Annotated in this window: 10 protein-coding genes; 6 read left to right on the top strand and 4 right to left on the bottom strand. The window is 69.7% G+C overall.

Features of this window, described 5'->3' with window-relative positions; genetic code table 11:
- Together FL311_RS30485 and FL311_RS30490 are read left to right on the top strand one after the other, a co-directional pair.
- Positions 1-695: alpha/beta fold hydrolase (locus tag FL311_RS30485; protein ID WP_141330622.1), on the top strand; the 695-nt coding region annotated here is incomplete at its 5' end.
- 113 nt (positions 696-808) lie between these two features.
- Positions 809-1,138 (top strand): YnfA family protein, encoded by a 330-nt coding sequence (locus FL311_RS30490; protein ID WP_141330624.1) that lies wholly within the window; start codon positions 809-811, stop codon positions 1,136-1,138.
- Between the two features lie 26 nt (positions 1,139-1,164).
- Here the strand turns inward: FL311_RS30490 and FL311_RS30495 are convergent, their stop codons facing one another.
- Complete coding sequence (locus FL311_RS30495) at positions 1,165-2,094, bottom strand: response regulator (protein ID WP_141330626.1); 930 nt, start codon at positions 2,092-2,094, stop codon at positions 1,165-1,167.
- On the bottom strand, positions 2,091-3,728 hold the full coding sequence (locus FL311_RS30500) for an ATP-binding protein (RefSeq protein WP_141330628.1): 1,638 nt from the start codon (positions 3,726-3,728) through the stop codon (positions 2,091-2,093). Before FL311_RS30500 ends, FL311_RS30495 begins: the two co-directional genes overlap by 4 nt.
- Before the next feature lie 480 nt (positions 3,729-4,208).
- Between FL311_RS30500 and FL311_RS30505 the strand changes: the two genes are divergently transcribed.
- Both FL311_RS30505 and FL311_RS30510 read left to right on the top strand, forming a co-directional pair.
- Positions 4,209-5,180, top strand: a complete 972-nt coding sequence (locus FL311_RS30505; RefSeq protein ID WP_141330630.1) for a DUF1028 domain-containing protein — start codon at positions 4,209-4,211, stop codon at positions 5,178-5,180.
- A 116-nt stretch (positions 5,181-5,296) separates the two neighbouring features.
- Positions 5,297-5,539, top strand: coding sequence for a hypothetical protein (locus FL311_RS30510; protein WP_141330632.1), 243 nt, complete (start codon positions 5,297-5,299; stop codon positions 5,537-5,539).
- On the opposite strand, the gene FL311_RS30515 is transcribed toward FL311_RS30510, so the two are convergent.
- A complete protein-coding gene (locus FL311_RS30515) occupies positions 5,536-6,249 on the bottom strand; it encodes an RNA methyltransferase (protein WP_141330634.1) in 714 nt (237 codons plus the stop codon). The genes FL311_RS30510 and FL311_RS30515 overlap by 4 nt on opposite strands.
- A 251-nt stretch (positions 6,250-6,500) precedes the next feature.
- On the opposite strand from FL311_RS30515, the gene FL311_RS30520 reads away from it, so the two are divergent.
- Together FL311_RS30520 and pbpC are read left to right on the top strand one after the other, a co-directional pair.
- On the top strand, positions 6,501-12,254 hold the full coding sequence (locus tag FL311_RS30520) for an alpha-2-macroglobulin (protein WP_141330636.1): 5,754 nt from the start codon (positions 6,501-6,503) through the stop codon (positions 12,252-12,254).
- A gap of 1 nt (position 12,255) precedes the next feature.
- Positions 12,256-14,628, top strand: a complete 2,373-nt coding sequence (gene pbpC / locus FL311_RS30525) for a penicillin-binding protein 1C (RefSeq protein ID WP_141330638.1) — start codon at positions 12,256-12,258, stop codon at positions 14,626-14,628.
- 24 nt (positions 14,629-14,652) lie between these two features.
- Here the strand turns inward: pbpC and FL311_RS30530 are convergent.
- A partial coding sequence (locus tag FL311_RS30530; protein ID WP_228557181.1) for a CotH kinase family protein occupies positions 14,653-16,256 on the bottom strand: 1,604 nt, incomplete at its 5' end.

Consider the following 16,256-nt stretch of genomic DNA (forward strand, 5'->3'; position numbering starts at 1 on the left):
GGCGGGATGCGTGTGTGGTGCTCGCGGCGTCGCGGGACGAGGGGTTCCGGCTGCGGAGCTGGTTGTTCGCGCCGTTGGTGGAGGAGGGGGTGGATTTGTTCCTGCTGGAGAACCCCTATTACGGGACGCGGCGGGCGCTGGGGCAGAAGGGGCCGCACATCCGCACGGTGAGCGAGCAGCTCCAGATGAACATCGCGTCCATCGAGGAGGCGAGGGCGCTGGTGGCTCATGCGCGGCGCGAGGGCTACGAGCGCGTCGCGGTCGCGGGCTACAGCATGGGTGGGTACATGGCGGCGTTGACGGCGGCGACGATTCCGGAGCCGGTGGGCGTCGCGGCGCTCGCGGCGGGGGCCTCGCCGGCGCCGGTGTTCACGAAGGGCGTGCACTCGCGCTCCATCGACTTCAGGAGGCTGGCGGGTTCACCGGACGACACGGAGGCGAGGGCGCGGCTCGCGACCATCCTGGATGCGGCGAGCGCGCGCCTGTTGCCGCCGCCCGTGAAGCCGAGCGCCGCCGTCATCCTGGCGTGCGCGAGGGATGCCTTCGTTCCCTTGGCGGAAGCACGCGCGCTCCATGCGCACTGGCCTGGAAGCGAGCTGCGCATCGTGGACGCGGGACACATCTCCGCGGTGATTACGTCGGGTGCCGCGCTCCGGGGCGCCATCCGGGACGCGGTGCATCGCTCGGGGACGTGAGCTGGCGAGGAACGCGCCTCTCGCACATGCGTCCGCGCTGGATATTGGGACGAAGGCGGCTCAGCTCGGGGGCGTGGTAGGTGTCCCGGGCCTTCCTTCAGGGACTCTTCCTCATGCCGTTTGCACATGCACTCGGACTCTTCATCCTGACGGCGCTGGCCGAGATTGTGGGCTGCTATCTGCCCTATCTCTGGCTGCGGCAGGGGCGCTCCGTGTGGTGGCTGGTCCCCGCGGCCGCGAGCCTCGCGCTCTTCGCGTGGCTGCTGACGCTGCATCCGACAGGCGCCGCGCGGACCTACGCCGCCTATGGAGGCGTCTACATCGCCGTGGCGCTCGCGTGGCTCTGGCTCGTCGAGGGGGAGCGGCCCACCCCATGGGATGTCGTGGGCGCGCTCGTCGCCATCGCTGGCATGGCCATCATCATCCTGGCCCCTCGACGTTGAGGGGCAGGGTGGCGCGCTTCGTTGGCTCAGGTGTCCCGGGTGCTGGCCATGAGCGCGCGGGTGTGCAGGTCCTTGAGTTTCGCGTTCCGGTCCCGGGTTTCCACCAGCTCGCCAAGCTGCGCCGCGTCGAGTGTCACGATGAGCGCGTCGTCCTCGCGTGACGCCGCGAGTCGGGTCTTGAACCCATCGGTGAAGCCGCCGATGGCGATGAAGAACCCCAGCTTGCAACGGCCGAAGCGGCGCTTGATGTCGAGGCGGAAGGAGTCGAGCTCGGTCGGGCCGACGGGCTTCGCCCAGTGCTTGCACTCCCCCAGGAAGTACTGGGACTGGGACTGCTGCCAGAACGGATCCGCCGAGTCGTTGGGGATGAGGATGTCGATCTGCTCGTCGAGGCTCTTGCGGTTCGTCTCCGTGCGCTCGAAGCCGGGAATCGACTTGAAGAGCAGGGCCACGAGGTCCTCGAGTTGTTGCCCCTTCCGGTGGGGGTCTGCCTCGGTCTGGACGCTTCGCCAGAGCTCCCGGATGGCCTCTTCGCGCTTCCCGTTGGCGAGGGCGGCCATGCGTCGCTCGCGGGCGCCTTCCAGGGCATTGCGCACCTTGATCTTGAGGATGGCCTCCAGGTACGCGTTCTTCTCCAGGTAGTCGTAGGCGCCACTGGAGAAGGCGCGCTCGACGGACTCCGCGTCCGCGACGCCGGTGACGAGGATGACCTTGGCGCTGGGGGCTCGCGCCTGGATGTCGCGCATGAGGTCCAGGCCCGTATCCGGGCCCGAGCGCCCCTGGAGCTTCCGGTCGAGGAGGACGAGGTCCCAGCCTCGCTCGTCGAGCTTGGCGAGCGCGGACTTCGCGTCCTCGACGGTGACGACGGTGTGGCCCTCCGTGTCCAGGATGGTCCTGTACGTGTCGAGGAAGTCCGGTGAGTCGTCGACGATGAGGATTCTTCCGGACGGTTTCATAGGGGCTCCGCGCCAGTGACGGGGATGCGGACGATGAAGCGTGCCCCACCGAGTGGCGACGCGTCACAGGCAACCAGCCCCTTCATCTCCTTTTCGAACACCTCGCGCACGAGAGCAAGGCCCAGTCCGCTGCCCCCGGGGCGGAGGGACACCCCTTCGTCGAAGATGGCCCGCCGCATGTGCTCCGGGACGCCGGGTCCGTTGTCCTCGACGGTGATGCGGATGGCCTTCGCCGCGTCGACGGTTTCGGCATGGACCTGGATGACCGCGGCACCCTTGAGCGTGGCCTGGGTCGCGTTTCGTAGGATGTTCGTGAGCGCCATCACCATTCGTGCGCGATGCCCGGAGACTGGGGGGAGGGATGGGCTCAACGAAGCGTTGAAGCCATAGCCGGTCTCCTGTTCGAGACTGGTGAGGACATCTCGAATCGCAGTCAGTGGTTCAAAGGGCTGGACTGGTGTTGCCGCGAGATTCGAGAGGTCCACCAGTTGTTCGATGAATCGAAACGTTGCGTCCATCCCGCGGTCGATGCGGTCGCGTCTTCGGGCGAGAACTTCGCTCGGTGCTCCGACCAGAAGCTCGCGATACATAGCATTCAGCGCCGTCTTGACGGGGACCAATGTATTGCGAACCTCATGTGCAACCATTCGTGCTTGGCGAGCTGTTGCTTCTGCTGCGGTGCTTGTTCGGACGCTGCTTGTGGTGAGGGTCCGGTTCGAACCCTCCATCCATTCTATCGATAGAGATGAAATGTCGGCAACGAGTGAGTTGGCAAGAACGGATAAGGGAGTCTCAATGTTCTTGGTGATTTCGTTTAGAAGTTTGTGGCCGGATGGGCCTACATGGATGATTATTCGGTTGGGCTCAAGCGTGTCTACGGTCAGTAGTCCGAACTCGCTGAGGCGATACAATGTCCTCCAGTCGAAGTGAAAGTACGGATCATCCAGCTCAAAAAATAGCTCTACGTCCGAAAGCTCAAGGAGTCCTTCCGCTGCTTTGGGACTAAGCCTCCACGGATCTCGAACTCCCTGGGACTGAATGGTCTCAATCAGAGTGAGCCAGCGGACAGCTTCGAACCCTTTTAACTCAAGATAGACCTGCCCGATCTGTGTCAGGGATGTGGTGTTCTCTGTTACGCGGACCGCGCGTATCTGCTCCGCGTACGCAGGGACGTCGAGTTCGAGGTGTCGATACGCATCGTTGAATACTCGCGAAGATGCGACTTTGGCGAGTCGATCGAGTTCGAGCGTGCGGACTTTACTCTGTAGCTCGGAGGAAAGCCCCACTTGGCGTTCTATGGCAACGCCAATGAGCGCCTCGGTTTGCTGTGCTGAAAACCCTCTGGCAAAGCTCTCTGTGAGGAGTCGCTCCAGTTGCTGGGAAAACCGGACGACCGCATCTCGCTTTAGCCACTTGTCGTGGAGCCAGGCGAGACGCGAATGAGGGCCAAATCCAAATGGAGCCTCAATGGGATTCCGTGGTTCGGATTCTTTGCTTTCGAGTTTCTCGAGAGCATGTAGCAACTGGTTCCTTGCCCAGGCTGGCTCAACTCGCGAGGGTCCGATGGTTTGGCCTCGAGCAACTGGGTTCTCAGTTTGCCGAAGATATGTCGTGAGTTGCTCCAAGAACTGCATCGCACACAGCCCCCGCGTAGGAGTGCGGGAGCATAGGAACCCATCGCTGCGCGGCCAAGCGTCGTGACATGGCGCGCGCTTAGATGTTCCACGGAGCCTCGGTCGGAACTACCCGACGAAGAGAACACCCTCCTTGCTACCTCCGCGGAGCCGGGTCCTCGCCCTCGGCGCTCCCAGGTGTCTTCCCGGGCTCCTCCTGAGGCATCCGGCGCTCCTCCTCGAGCCCACCCCCCTCCGCCGACTTGGGCGTACGTCCCGGTGCCTCCTCCTCGGGAGCGCTCCGCCGCCGGCCATTCTGTCCCGGCTCCTCGTCACCAACCTCCATCGACTCATAAGGCATGTGGTCCATGCTGCGTCCTCCTCTCGCGGGTTCAGGACTTCCTCGAAGGTAAGGCCGCCGCCGCGCCCCATGCCGCGTCGGGCCTTGCGGTCGCACGCCCCCTCGCTCAGCCTGCGCCCCTCCTCCGTGGGAGTCCCCGCATGTCCCGACTCGCCCTCTGTCTCTCGCTCCTGTCCCTCCACGCCGTGGCCGCCGTGCCGCGCCGCCCCGTGAACACCTACTCCATCGTCGCCAGGGACCCGGCGACAGGAGACCTGGGCGTCGCCGTGCAATCCCACTGGTTCTCCGTGGGCGCCACCGTGCCCTGGGCCGAGGCCGGCGTGGGCGCCGTCGCCACCCAGTCCTTCGTCGACCCGTCCTACGGCCGTCTCGGCCTGGACCTCATGCGCGCGGGCCGCCCAGCCCCGGATGCCCTCAAGGGCCTGCTCGCCGCCGACTCCGCCAGCCAGGTGCGCCAGGTCGCCATGGTGGATGCCCAGGGCCGCGTCTCCGCGCACACGGGCTCGAGCTGCATCGCCGCCGCTGGACACCTCGTGGGCGAGGGCTTCTCCGTCCAGGCCAACATGATGCAGAAGGACACCGTCTGGCCCGCCATGGCCAAGGCCTATCGTGCCTCCAAGGGCGACCTCGCCGAGCGCATGCTCGCCGCGCTCGAGGCCGCCGAAACCCAGGGCGGAGACCTCCGCGGCAAGCAATCCGCCGCCCTCATCATCGTCTCCGCGAAGCCCTCGGGCCGGCCCTGGATGGACCGCCGCTTCGACCTGCGCGTCGACGACCACCCCGAGCCCCTCAAGGAGCTCCGCCGCCTCGTCACCCTCCAGCGCGCCTACAACTTCATGAACGAAGGTGACCTCGCCCTGGAGCACAAGGACACCGACGCGGCCCTCGCCGCCTACGCCTCCGCGGAGAAGCTCGCGCCGGGCAACGCGGAGATGACCTTCTGGCACGCCATCTCCCTCGTGGGCGTGGGCCGCGTGGACCAGGCCCTGCCGCTGCTCCAGCGCGCCTACGCCGCCGACCCGCGCTGGCGCGAGCTCCTCACCCGCCTGCCCGCCGCCGGCCTGCTCCCCGATGACCCCAAGCTCCTCGCGCGCTTGAAGAACGCGAAGTAGCCCCGCGCCCACCGAGCAGGGCCCCGAGCGCTGGGCACGCCACCTCGCGGACCCGGCGAGCCTCATGGCTTGTAGCGGCCCGTGAGGATGGAGAGGTTACCTGGACGAGGATGCCCATGAGTGACGCCCAGGCTCCACTTGCCGCATTGACCGTCCCGCTCTTCGCGCTGGCGCAGGTGCCGCAGGAGGTGTCTGTCTCTCCCGAGGGCTCCACGGGACACAGCTACTGGTACTGGGTGGCGCTGCTCGTGCTGGCCGCGGCCGTGTTCGCGTGGGTCGCCGTGGCGCTCGCCCGCAAGCGCAAGACGCCGCCCCCCAGGTCCCCGCGCGCCACCCCTCGCTACCGCCGCTCCGTCTAGCCTCGCTTGCGCAGCGTGTGCAGCGCGGCCAGCCACAGCCGCGCCTCCTTGCGCGTCAGCCGTGAGCGCCGCAGCGGCGCGAACAAGTCCCGCAGGCCCGTGCGCCCCGGCTGCTCGTCGATGAGGAACCCGCCCGACTTCAGCACGCCCTCCAACGTCGACTCCACCTGCGCCAGCTCCGTGTCCGTCGCCGCCACCGGCAGGGGGCCGGGCGGCGGGGCGTGCGCCTCCAGCGTGGCCACGCGGACCTCATAGGCGTACAGCAGCACCGCCTGCGCCAGGTTGATGGAGGGCTGCTCCGGCGCGGTGGGCACCGCGGACAGGTCATGGCACCGCTCCACCTCCGCGTTGGTGAGCCCGCTGCGCTCATCCCCGAAGACCACGGCCACCGTGCCCTGCGTCGAGCGCGACACCCACTCCTCCGCCACCGCGCGCGGGGCCAGGCGCCGCTTGCCCTCCACCTTGCGGGAGCTCGTCCCCACCACCCACACGCAGTCGGAGATGGCCTCCTCCAGCGTGTCCGCGCGACGCGCGCCGTCGAGAACGTCCTCGGCATGGACCGCCAGCCGGCGCGCGGGCGTCAAATCCTCCACCTCGGGCGTCACCCAGACCCAATCCGACAGGCCGCAGTTCTTCAGCGCCCGAGCAGCGGCACCCAGGTTCTCCGCGTTGCGCGGACGCATCAGGACGAAACGGACGGGCAGCACCATGCCGGACCACCATACCCGCTTCCCTGGGGGCGTTGACCCCGATGCGTGGCCCTCCTATAGCGTGGCGCCATCGACCGCTGGGTGCGTGCTCGGAGGCCACCGGGAGTGTGGCTCCGCGTACACCCTGTGGGCCCGAGGACGCGTGGGGGACGCGGGCGGGCCGTGGGCGTTCGACCGCACTCCCCAAGCTTCCTGGCGTGTGCGCCGTCGGCACGTCGCATGAAGAACAGCAGGCACCTTCCGGAGGAAACATGGGTCCGCAGTCCGTCGTCTCCAATCCGCCACCGCGCGCCAGACGCGCCGGCTGGCTCGTCGCCGCGCTGCTCCTGGGCGTCTCGCTCTCTGGCTGCAAGAAAGACGAGCAGCAGCCCGCCACCTCCTCGCCGAGCACCCCGGACACCACCACGGCGTCACCCGCCGTCTCCAGCGGTGACGCGGGGACGACCGTCGCCGTCGTGAAGGTGCCGCCCAAGCCGGAGGCCGTCACCCCCATCATCCGCCCGCAGGGCGCGGTGGGCGTGCTGCCCCAGTCCATCGTCATCGAGCTGGCGCGGCCGCTGCGCCCCGATGACCACGAGGTGAAGCCGGGCACCGTCGTCTCCATCTCGCCGCAGGTGGCCGGGAACCTGACCTGGAGCGGGCCCTCCACGCTGACGTTCAACACCTCGTCCGGTCAGGCCTTCGCCTTCGGCACCGAGTACACCGTCAAGGTCGTCTCGCTGGAGACCGACGCGGGCGTGGTGAAGTCGCCCTCCGACGACGCCTGGAAGCACGTCTTCAAGACACCCACCTTCCAGTTCCTCCGCATCCAGCCCAAGCAACTGGACCTGGCCAAGAGCCGCATCGAGGTGGACGTCGTCTTCTCCGGTCCGGTGTCCCCCAGCGCCATGCGCGGCAAGGGCACGTTCCTGGTGGGCACCCAGCCCATCTCCGACGTGAAGTGGCGCTCGGTGGCCGGCATGTCGAACGCCGTCACCGCGGAGCTCGCGAGCCCCGGCCTCAAGCCCTCCGCCGCGCTGCGCTTCACCCTCAAGCAGGGCCTCGCCGCCGCGTCCGACGCGAAGGCGCTCGCCCCCGCGGCCGAGGCCACCTTCGTCCTGCACGGCGGCCAGCGCATGGACATCACCGGCGTCAACCGGAAGGAGGGCAGCAGCGGGCACTACCTCGAGGTGGCCTGCCGTGACGTGGCCGCGGAGGCGCCGGCCAGCCCCCGCTATTATCAGGAGTACGACTCGTACTACTGGGAGTCGGGCAACAAGGGCTGCGTGCTGGACGACGCCACGGCGGAGGCCGCCATCCACGTGACGCCTCCGGTGAAGGTCTCCGTGGCGCCCACGCGGCAGGGCTTCCGCATCTTCGGCGACTTCAGGCGCGGCACGTACACGCTGCGCATCGACGCGGGCACCACGTCCGTGGGCGGCGGCACGCTGCTGGCGGACTTCGAGCAGGAGCTGTCCATCCCCGCGCGCCAGTCGCAGCTCTCCTTCACCTCCGCGGGGCGCTACCTGCCGCGCGGCGCGTGGCGCAACCTGCCCCTGCAGCACCTGAACCTGGACGCCGTGGAGCTCACCGTCCGCAACGTCCCGCCGGAGAACCTCATCTTCTGGATGAGCGATGACCAGCGCGAGACGGCGGACGAGCGCACGTCCAACCTCGTGGTGAAGAAGACGCTGCCGCTCCAGTCGGCCTCGGACACGCTCACCACCACGTACCTGGACGTCGCGAGCCTGGTGCCCGCGTCGACGCGGGGCCTGGTGGAGGTCTCCGTCCGGCGCAACGACTTGTCGGCCGCCACGCGCGTGCTGCTCACCGACCTGAGCCTCGTGGCCAAGCGGGGCGGACCGGCGCCGGGCTCGAAGGACGCGGGCGAGGTGTGGGTCTGGGCGCTCGGCATCGAGAGCACCGACCCGGTGTCCGGCGTGGAGGTGTCGCTGGTGAAGAAGAGCGGCCAGGCCGTCAGCCGCTGCGTCACCAAGGGCGCGGACGGGTGCGTGCTCAACGTGCCCCCGGGCGGCGTGGATGACAGCCAGCCCTTCGCGCTCATCGCGCGCCAGGGCGACGAGATGACGTATCTCAAGTACAACGAGCTCAAGACGGAGATCGCCAACTCCGACGTGCAGGGCGAGCCGTACCGTTCCGAGAAGGCCTACCGCGCCTCGCTCTGGTCCGACCGCGGCGTGTACCGCCCCGGTGACACCGCGCACATCGCGGGCGTGCTGCGCGGTCAGGATGACCTGGCGCCGCCCACGGGCATGCCGGTGGAGCTGGTGGTGGTGGACCCGCGCGAGCGCGAGCTCAAGAAGGTGCCGCTCAAGACGAACGACGCGGGCCTGGTCTCGCTCGACATGCCCTTCGAGGCGTTCCAGGACACGGGCCACTACCGCGTCACGCTGAAGGTCGCCGACCGCGAGGTGGCCTCCTACGGCCTCAACGTGGAGGAGTTCGTCCCCGAGCGCATGAAGGTGACGGCCACCGCGGAGGCCCCCGGCTACGTGCAGGGCGTGGAGATTCCCGTCGCCGTGGAGGCCGCCTACCTGTTCGGCGGCTCGGCCGAGGGCAGCCCCGTGGAGCTCAACTGCCGGCTGGTGCCGTCCGACTTCAAGCCGAAGCAGAACGCGCAGTTCACCTACGGCCTGTGGCGCCAGGACGGCAAGGAGCCGCGCCCCGTGACGCTGGGCCAGGCGAAGGGCGCGCTGGACGCGAAGGGCCAGGCGCTCATCCACTGCCCGGCGCTGGCGGCCATGGGCGGGCTGCGCGGGGCCGCGCGACTGAGCGCGCTCGCGAGCGTGTTCGAGTCCGGCAGCGGCCGCTCCACGGTGAACGAGGCCAGCGTGCCCGTGCACCCGGAGCGCTACTACGTGGGTCTGCAGGCCAGCGTGGGCAAGGTGAAGGCGGGCAAGCCCTTCACGGTGAACGGCGTGGTGGTGGACTGGGACGGGAAGCTCGTCGCGTCCTCGTCGCTGGCGCCGGCCACCGTGCAGGTGGAGTACGTGCGGCTGGAGGAGGAGTACGGGTACTACTACGACGAGGGCGAGGGCTATGACCGCTACCAGCGCTACCTGAGGCCGCTGCGCGAGGGCAGCGCCACGGTGAAGGTGGTGGACGGCCGCTTCAACCTCACCGTCACGCCGGGCGCGGACGCCGCGGGCTACCTGGTGCGCGTGCGCTCCGGCAACGCGCAGACGGACCTGGAGCTGGAGGGTGAGGGCCGCTACTACTGGTGGGGCGAGGGCTCGCGCGTCGACCAGACGCCGCGTCCGCTCAAGCCCACGTCGCTGGACGTGGCCGTGCCCGCGAAGGCCGTCGTCGGCAAGCCCATCAACGTGAAGCTCAAGGCGCCGTACAAGGGCCGCATCCTCTTCACCGCGGAGACCGACCGCGTCCTCGCCACCGAGTGGAAGGCCGTGGAGCCGGGCGAGGTGACGTGGAGCTTCACGCCCAAGCAGTTCGCGCCCAACGTCTACGTGAGCACCTTCCTGGTGAAGGACCCGCACCTCGAGTCCGCCGAGGCCTTCATGCCCGACCGCGCCTTCGGCGTGGCCAGCGTCGTGCTGGAGCCGGTGGACTACACGCAGCAAGTCACGCTGAACGTGCCCAAGGAGGTCCGCTCCAACGACACGCTCACCGTGGACCTGGACCTGGGCGCGCTCGAGGGCGCCACCTTCGCCACCGTGGCCGTGGTGGACGAGGGCATCCTCTCCCTCACGCGCTTCCAGAGCCCGGACCCGCTCAAGGACATCTTCACCAAGCGCGCCCTGGGCGTGGACACCTTCGAGACCATCGGCTGGACGTTGCTGGTGCCCCCGGGCGGCAGCTCGCGCTCCACCGGTGGTGACGCGGAAGGGGACGCCGCGGGCCGCGTGCAGCCCGTCAAGCCCGTGGCCCTGTGGAGCGGCGTGGTGCCGGTGCCGGCCAACGGCAAGCTGCGCCTGCCGTTCCAGCTCCCGCAGTACCGGGGCGCGGTGCGGGTGATGGCGGTGACGGCGGGGCCCAAGCGCATGGGCCGCGCCAGCGCGCAGGTGCTGGTCAGGGACCCGCTGGTCCTCCAGACGACGCTGCCGCGCTTCCTCACGCAGAACGACGAGATCCAGGTGCCCGTCTTCGTCACCAACCTGTCCGGCAAGGCGCAGGACGTGAAGGTGACGCTGGCCGCGGAGTCACTGCCGGTGCCCGGGCTCAGCCTGCCCGCGGACACGGCGTCCCCGCTGCAACTGCTCGGCAAGAGCGAGGGCCGCGCGCGCGTGGAGGACGGCAAGTCCACCACGTTCGTCTTCCAGGCCCGCGCGGTGCAGTCGGTGGGCGCCGCGCGGCTGAGCGTGGTGGTGGAGGGCGGCGGCTACACGTCCAAGGAGACGCTGGACGTGCCGCTGTCGCCGTCCGGCCCTCGCGAGCGCCGCGTGCAGCGCATCGAGCTGGCGCAGGGCGTGACGGATGTCTCCAAGCACCTGCAGGGGTGGGTGCCCACCACGGAGCGCTCGACGCTGTGGGTGACGGCCAATCCCTATGCGCAGTCGCTCCAGCACCTGTCGTACCTGGTGCAGTACCCGTACGGCTGCATCGAGCAGACGACGTCCTCCACGCGGCCGCTGCTGTTCGTGTCGGAGCTGGTGGACCAGGTGGACCCCACGCTGAAGAAGCACGGGGACGTGGGAGACATGGTGCTCTCGGGCATCAACCGCGTGCTGTCCATGCAGACGCCGTCGGGAGGCTTCGGCTACTGGCCGGGCGCGACGGAGCCGCAGCTGTGGGGCACCGCGTACGCGACGCACATGCTCCTGGACGCGCAGAAGCAGAAGTTCCCCGTCCCGCAGGACCGGCTGGACGACGCGCTCCTGTGGATGGGCAACACGCTCAACACCCTGGAGGGCAACGCGAACGTCCGGGACTACCACGGCAGCTCGGAGGCCTACATGCACTACGTGCTGGCGCTGTCCGGCAAGGGCCGCAAGGCGCGCGTGCAGAAGCTGGTGGACGCCCTCGCGGAGAGCGCGAAGAAGGCCCCGCTCAAGGGCGAGCAGCGGGAGGAGGACTACATGCTCAAGGCGGCGCTGTGGCTCGCCGGAGACCGCCGCTACGAGAAGGAGCTGCGCAGCCCGGACCTGTCGCCCGTCACCGAGGAGCGGAGCAACAGCTGGTCCTTCTACTCGGACCGACGCCGGCGCGGCTTCATGCTGAGCACCTACCAGGACCTCTTCGGCACCGACGCCGCGGGTGAGCCCCTGGCCGCCATGGTCGCCAGCGCGCTGAGCTCGAGCCCCAGCTCCTGGTACACGACGCAGGAGCTGGTCTGGGGCATCACCGGCCTGGGCAAGCGCCTCAAGGGCGCGGCCACCAGCTTCACCCCGCCGACGCTGACGGTGGATGGCAAGGAGGTGGTGGCGAAGCAGGCCAAGGACGCGCGCGCCTCGGACCGCACCTGGGCGCTGGCCCGCGCGAGCGAGCGCAAGAGCCTCCAGCTCGACCTGAAGGAGAAGTCCGCGGGCACGCTGTTCCTCGTGCTGAGCAGCGAGGGCGTGCGCTCGGATGGCCCGCCGCGCGTGGGGGGCGAGGGGCTGAAGCTCAGCCGCAAGTACCGCGGCCAGGATGGCTCGGAGGTGGACCTGAAGAGCGCGCCGGTGGCGCTCGCGCAGTTGGTCTACGTGGAGCTGGAGCTGACCAACACCACGGCCGAGCGGGTGCAGAACATCGCGCTGATCGACCGGCTGCCCGCGGGCTGGGAGATCGAGAACGCGCGGCTGGGCCGGGGCGGCTCGGTGGACTGGGTGCAGGCGGACGCGCTGTGGGCCCCGGACTACGTCAACATCCGCGATGACCGCATGGAGGTCTTCGGCGCGCTGGGGGCTCGCGAGTCGAAGAAGATTGTCTACGCGGTGCGCGCGGTGACGGCGGGTGCCTTCACGCTGCCCACGGCGGAGGCCGAGGCGATGTACGACCCTCGCCTGTGGGCCCGCGAGGCGGGTGGCACGGTGCAGGTGTCCGGCCCGTGGAAGGACAACCTCCTCTGACATGCGCCGCGTCCGTCCACTCCTGAAGAAGCTCCTCTGGACCACCGCGGGGCTGCTCGTCCTCGCGGCGGTGGGAGTGGCGGCGGCGTGGTCCGTGCCGCTGCCGTCGCGGCTCTCCGCTCCACCCTCGGTGGTGATGGAGTACCGCGACGGCACCCCGGCCCACGTCTTCCTCGCGCCCGACGAGCGCTGGCGCATCGCCGCGCCCGTCGAGCGCATCGACCCGGCCTACCTCCGGGCGTTGTTCGCGCTGGAGGACAAGCGCTTCTACTCACACCCCGGCGTGGACCCGCTCGCCGTGGCGCGCGCCGCCGCGCTCAACGTGGCGCGGGGGCGCCGGGTGTCGGGGGCCTCCACGCTGACCATGCAGCTGGTGCGCATGCTGGAGCCCCGGCCGCGCACCTTCACCTCGAAGCTCGTGGAGTCCCTGCGCGCGGTGCAACTGGAGCTGCGCCTGACGAAGCAGGAGGTGCTCGCGGCCTATCTCCAGTTCGTCCCCTACGGGCGCAACGTGGAGGGCGTGGAGGCCGCGGCCCTGACGTACTTCGGCCACCCCGCGGCGCACCTGAGCCCGGCTGAAATCGCCGCGCTGCTGGCGGTGCCGCAGAACCCCAACCGCCGCTTCCCCACGCCGGAGAACCGCGAGCGGCTGCGCGCGGCGCGCGACGACGTGGCCCGCAGGCTGCTGGAGGCGGAGGCCCTTCCGCGTGGACCGGAGGAGGCGAGGGTGCCCGCCGAGCAGGTGCTCGCCGACGTGCGCGCCTCGGACGTGCCGGGAGGGCTCAGGGCCTTCCCTCGCGAGGCACCCCACGTGGCCGTGTGGCTCAGGGCCCAGCGCCCCGGCCAGACGCGGCTGTCCACCACGCTGGATGGGGGCACGCAGCGCCTGGTGGAGCGGGTGATGCGCGACGCGGCCCGGGAGCTGAAGTCCAAGGGCATCCACAACGGCACGGCGGTGGTGGTGGAGCGGGAGCAGGGCGCGGTGCTCGCGCTGGTGGGCAACTTCGACTTCTTCGACGCGGAGCACGGCGGGCAGATTGTCGGCTTCGCCACGCCGCGCTCGCCGGGCTCGGCGCTCAAGCCGCTGCTGTACGCCATGGGCATCGACCAGGGCCTCACCGGCCCCGAGCAGCTCGTGGCGGACATTCCCACGACGTACGGTGGCTATGCGCCGCGCAACTTCGACGGCCGCTTCCTGGGCCTGGTGCGGCTGGAGTACGCGCTGTCCCAGTCCCTCAACATGCCCTTCGTGCGGCTGCTCGAGCGCGTGGGCGTGGAGCGCTTCCTGGCCGCGCTGAGGACCTCGGGTGTCACCAGCCTGGTGCCGGACCCGGGCCACTACGGCCTGTCCGCGGCCGTGGGCGGCATCGAGCTGACGCCCCTGGAGCTCGCCGGGCTCTACGTGGCCATCGCGGGAGATGGCCGCGCCCGTCCGCTGCGTCTCCTGGAAGAGGGCCAACCGCCGGAGGCTCCGGTGGAGGTCATGTCCCCTGGCGCCGCGTGGCTGACGCGCAAGGCGCTGGCGCTGAGAGATCGGCCGGACTTCCCGGAGCGACGGCGGCTGACGGGCCTGCCCGCGCGGGTGCACTGGAAGACGGGCACGAGCTTCGGCCACCGCGACGCGTGGGCCGCGGGCTCCGGCCCCCGGCACACCGCCGTCGTGTGGCTGGGCAACTTCAACCACTCGCCGAGCGTGCACCTGGTCGGCGCGGACGCGGCGGGCCCGGTGCTGTTCGACATCCTGGAGGGCGTGGGGCCCCGGGGCCGCTCGCTGCCCGAGGACGAGACGGTGGTGCCGGAGGACCTGATGCGGGTGGAGGTCTGCGCGTACTCGGGCCACCTGCCGACGGAGGCGTGCACCCAGCGCAAGCACGTCCACGCGCGCCGCTCGGCCGTGCCCACCGCGGTGTGTCCGTATCACCAGCGCGTGGAGGTGGACGTGGCCACGGGCCTGTCCGTGGGCCCCACGTGCAGCACGGGGCGCAAGACGGAGTCGCGTGTCTTCGTCACGTGGCCGGCGACGATTCGCCGCTGGCTGGAGGAGCAGCACCGCCGGCTGCCCGAGCCCCCCGCGCCCGCTCCGGGGTGTGAGCCCGGCGGCGCCCGGGCGGCGCCCTCCATCGTCTCACCGGCTCCCGGCCACGTCGCGCTGCTGATTCCGGGCGTGCCCGCCGACCAGCAGGAGGTGCCGCTGGAGGCGGAGGCCTCGCACGAGCGCGCGCTCACCTGGTTCGTGGACGGCGCGCTGCTCGGCTCGGCGCGCGCGGACGAGCGGGTCTGGTGGACGCCGTCGGTGGGCTCGCACGAAATCCTCGTCACCGATGACCGGGGCCTCACCGCCCGCCGCACGCTCGTCGTCCGCGAGCGGCGGTAGGCCCCGGCCGCGAGGGCGCTGCTCTCAGCGGGCCTCCCAGCCCGCCTCGCCGCGCTGGTACTGCTGGCCCGAGGGCAGCGCGCCGTAGAAGAGGAAGTCCTTCACGCCCACCACGGACTTGCCGTCGAACAGGCCCAGCTCGCCCTTGGGGGGCAGCTGGATGCCCAGCTCGGACGCCTTCAGCCGCACCTTCGCGCCCGGGGCCACGGTGAGCGCCGGGAGCACCGCGCCCATGGGCGCGCGCACCTGCGTGGGCGCATGGTCGCTCCGCGCCAGGCTCACCCGCAGGTTGGTGGTCAGCACCATGCCCTGGAGCGACACGGCCGTGGTGCCGTGGTTGGCCACGTCCACCCAGCCCTCCACCGGGTCGAACGCGTCGAACACCAGCGTCGAGCGCTGCGCCTTGAGCCGCGCCCAGTCCTTCTCCACGAAGGCCCGGCGCTCCCGGACGTAGCGCTTCATGTAGTCGCGGCTGGCGTGGAAGCGCGCGTAGTCGATGTACGGGGCCGTCCGCATGTGCGAGTCGATGAGCGCGTGCACCGCGTCGATGTACGGGTTGAGCACCTCGGGCTTGAACAGCTCGTCCAGCGCCTTCTCCAGCCGCTCGTCCAGCCGCCCGCGCAGCTCCGGGTTCATCAGCACGCGCGTGGCCAGGTTGGAGAACACGGGCAGGTAGCCCGGGTAGGACTGCGACTCGTTCTTGCGCTGCAGGTACATCTTCTCCGTCCACGCGTCGGACAGCGTGAAGTTGAACAGCGGGTGGCGCATGCTGTTGGTGCTCGTGGCCATGTCGGGCACCGGGTTCAGGTACCACCAGCGCGCGTCCACGTTGTTGAGGTCCCACGGCACATAGGACCACTTCGCCACGGCCCGGTCGTAGATGAAGTAGCTCTCCGAGTCCTCGACGAAGTTGTTGGACATCAGCGCGTCCATCACCATGGAGCGCAGGTAGTGCTCCAGCTGGAGATGCTTGCCCAGCTTCTCGGCGAACTCGGGCTCCGGCGAGTGGTTGATGACGTCCATCATCGCGACGAGCGCGTCGTCGGGCTGCCGCTCGTTCGTCTTCTTCGTCCAGTTGCCCTGGTAGGGCACCTTCCACGTCTTCATCTCGCAGTCCTTCCACCCGCATCGGTAGATGGTCGCGTCGTCATCCGCGAAGGCGTGGGCCTTGAGGAAGGCCTTGTTCACCTGCTCGATCTCCAGGAACACGCCCTCGTTCTTGCCGTTGACCGTCAGGAGCACGTACGTCGCCTTGGACGCGGGCACGCGCATCGCCTCCAGCAGGTCGAAGGCCAGCTTCTCCGCCAGCATGGACGCGTCGGCGAACTCGGCCACCAGGTTGAGCGACGTGCGCCCCTCGAAGCGGGTGCCGTCCGCGAAGCTCACGTTCCAGCTCTTCTTGTCGAAGAACCGCGCGGACGCGCCGCGCAGCCGCACCTTCACCGGGTACGTCATCCCCTTGGCCTTGAAGACGGCGTCCTGCTCGGGCGTCCACACGTCCTCGGCGAACTTCTTCATCGCCTCCGGAGGGATGATGAGCTCGTACTCGGGCACGCTCGTCTGCAGCTTCGGCATGACGTAGGGCCGCTGGGCCTCGGGCGTTGGCGGTGGTGGCGGAGGAGGTGGTG

The sequence above is a fragment of the Myxococcus sp. AB025B genome, from assembly GCF_006518215.1.
Taxonomy (GTDB): Bacteria; Myxococcota; Myxococcia; order Myxococcales; family Myxococcaceae; genus Myxococcus; species Myxococcus fulvus.

Coding starts and splice junctions, on each gene's coding strand:
- FL311_RS30490 (WP_141330624.1), top strand. CDS start 809: ATGCCGTTTGCACATGCACTCGGACTCTTCATCCTGACGGCGCTGGCC.
- FL311_RS30495 (WP_141330626.1), bottom strand. CDS start 2,094: ATGAAACCGTCCGGAAGAATCCTCATCGTCGACGACTCACCGGACTTC.
- FL311_RS30500 (WP_141330628.1), bottom strand. CDS start 3,728: ATGCAGTTCTTGGAGCAACTCACGACATATCTTCGGCAAACTGAGAAC.
- FL311_RS30505 (WP_141330630.1), top strand. CDS start 4,209: ATGTCCCGACTCGCCCTCTGTCTCTCGCTCCTGTCCCTCCACGCCGTG.
- FL311_RS30510 (WP_141330632.1), top strand. CDS start 5,297: ATGAGTGACGCCCAGGCTCCACTTGCCGCATTGACCGTCCCGCTCTTC.
- FL311_RS30515 (WP_141330634.1), bottom strand. CDS start 6,249: ATGGTGCTGCCCGTCCGTTTCGTCCTGATGCGTCCGCGCAACGCGGAG.
- FL311_RS30520 (WP_141330636.1), top strand. CDS start 6,501: ATGGGTCCGCAGTCCGTCGTCTCCAATCCGCCACCGCGCGCCAGACGC.
- pbpC (WP_141330638.1), top strand. CDS start 12,256: ATGCGCCGCGTCCGTCCACTCCTGAAGAAGCTCCTCTGGACCACCGCG.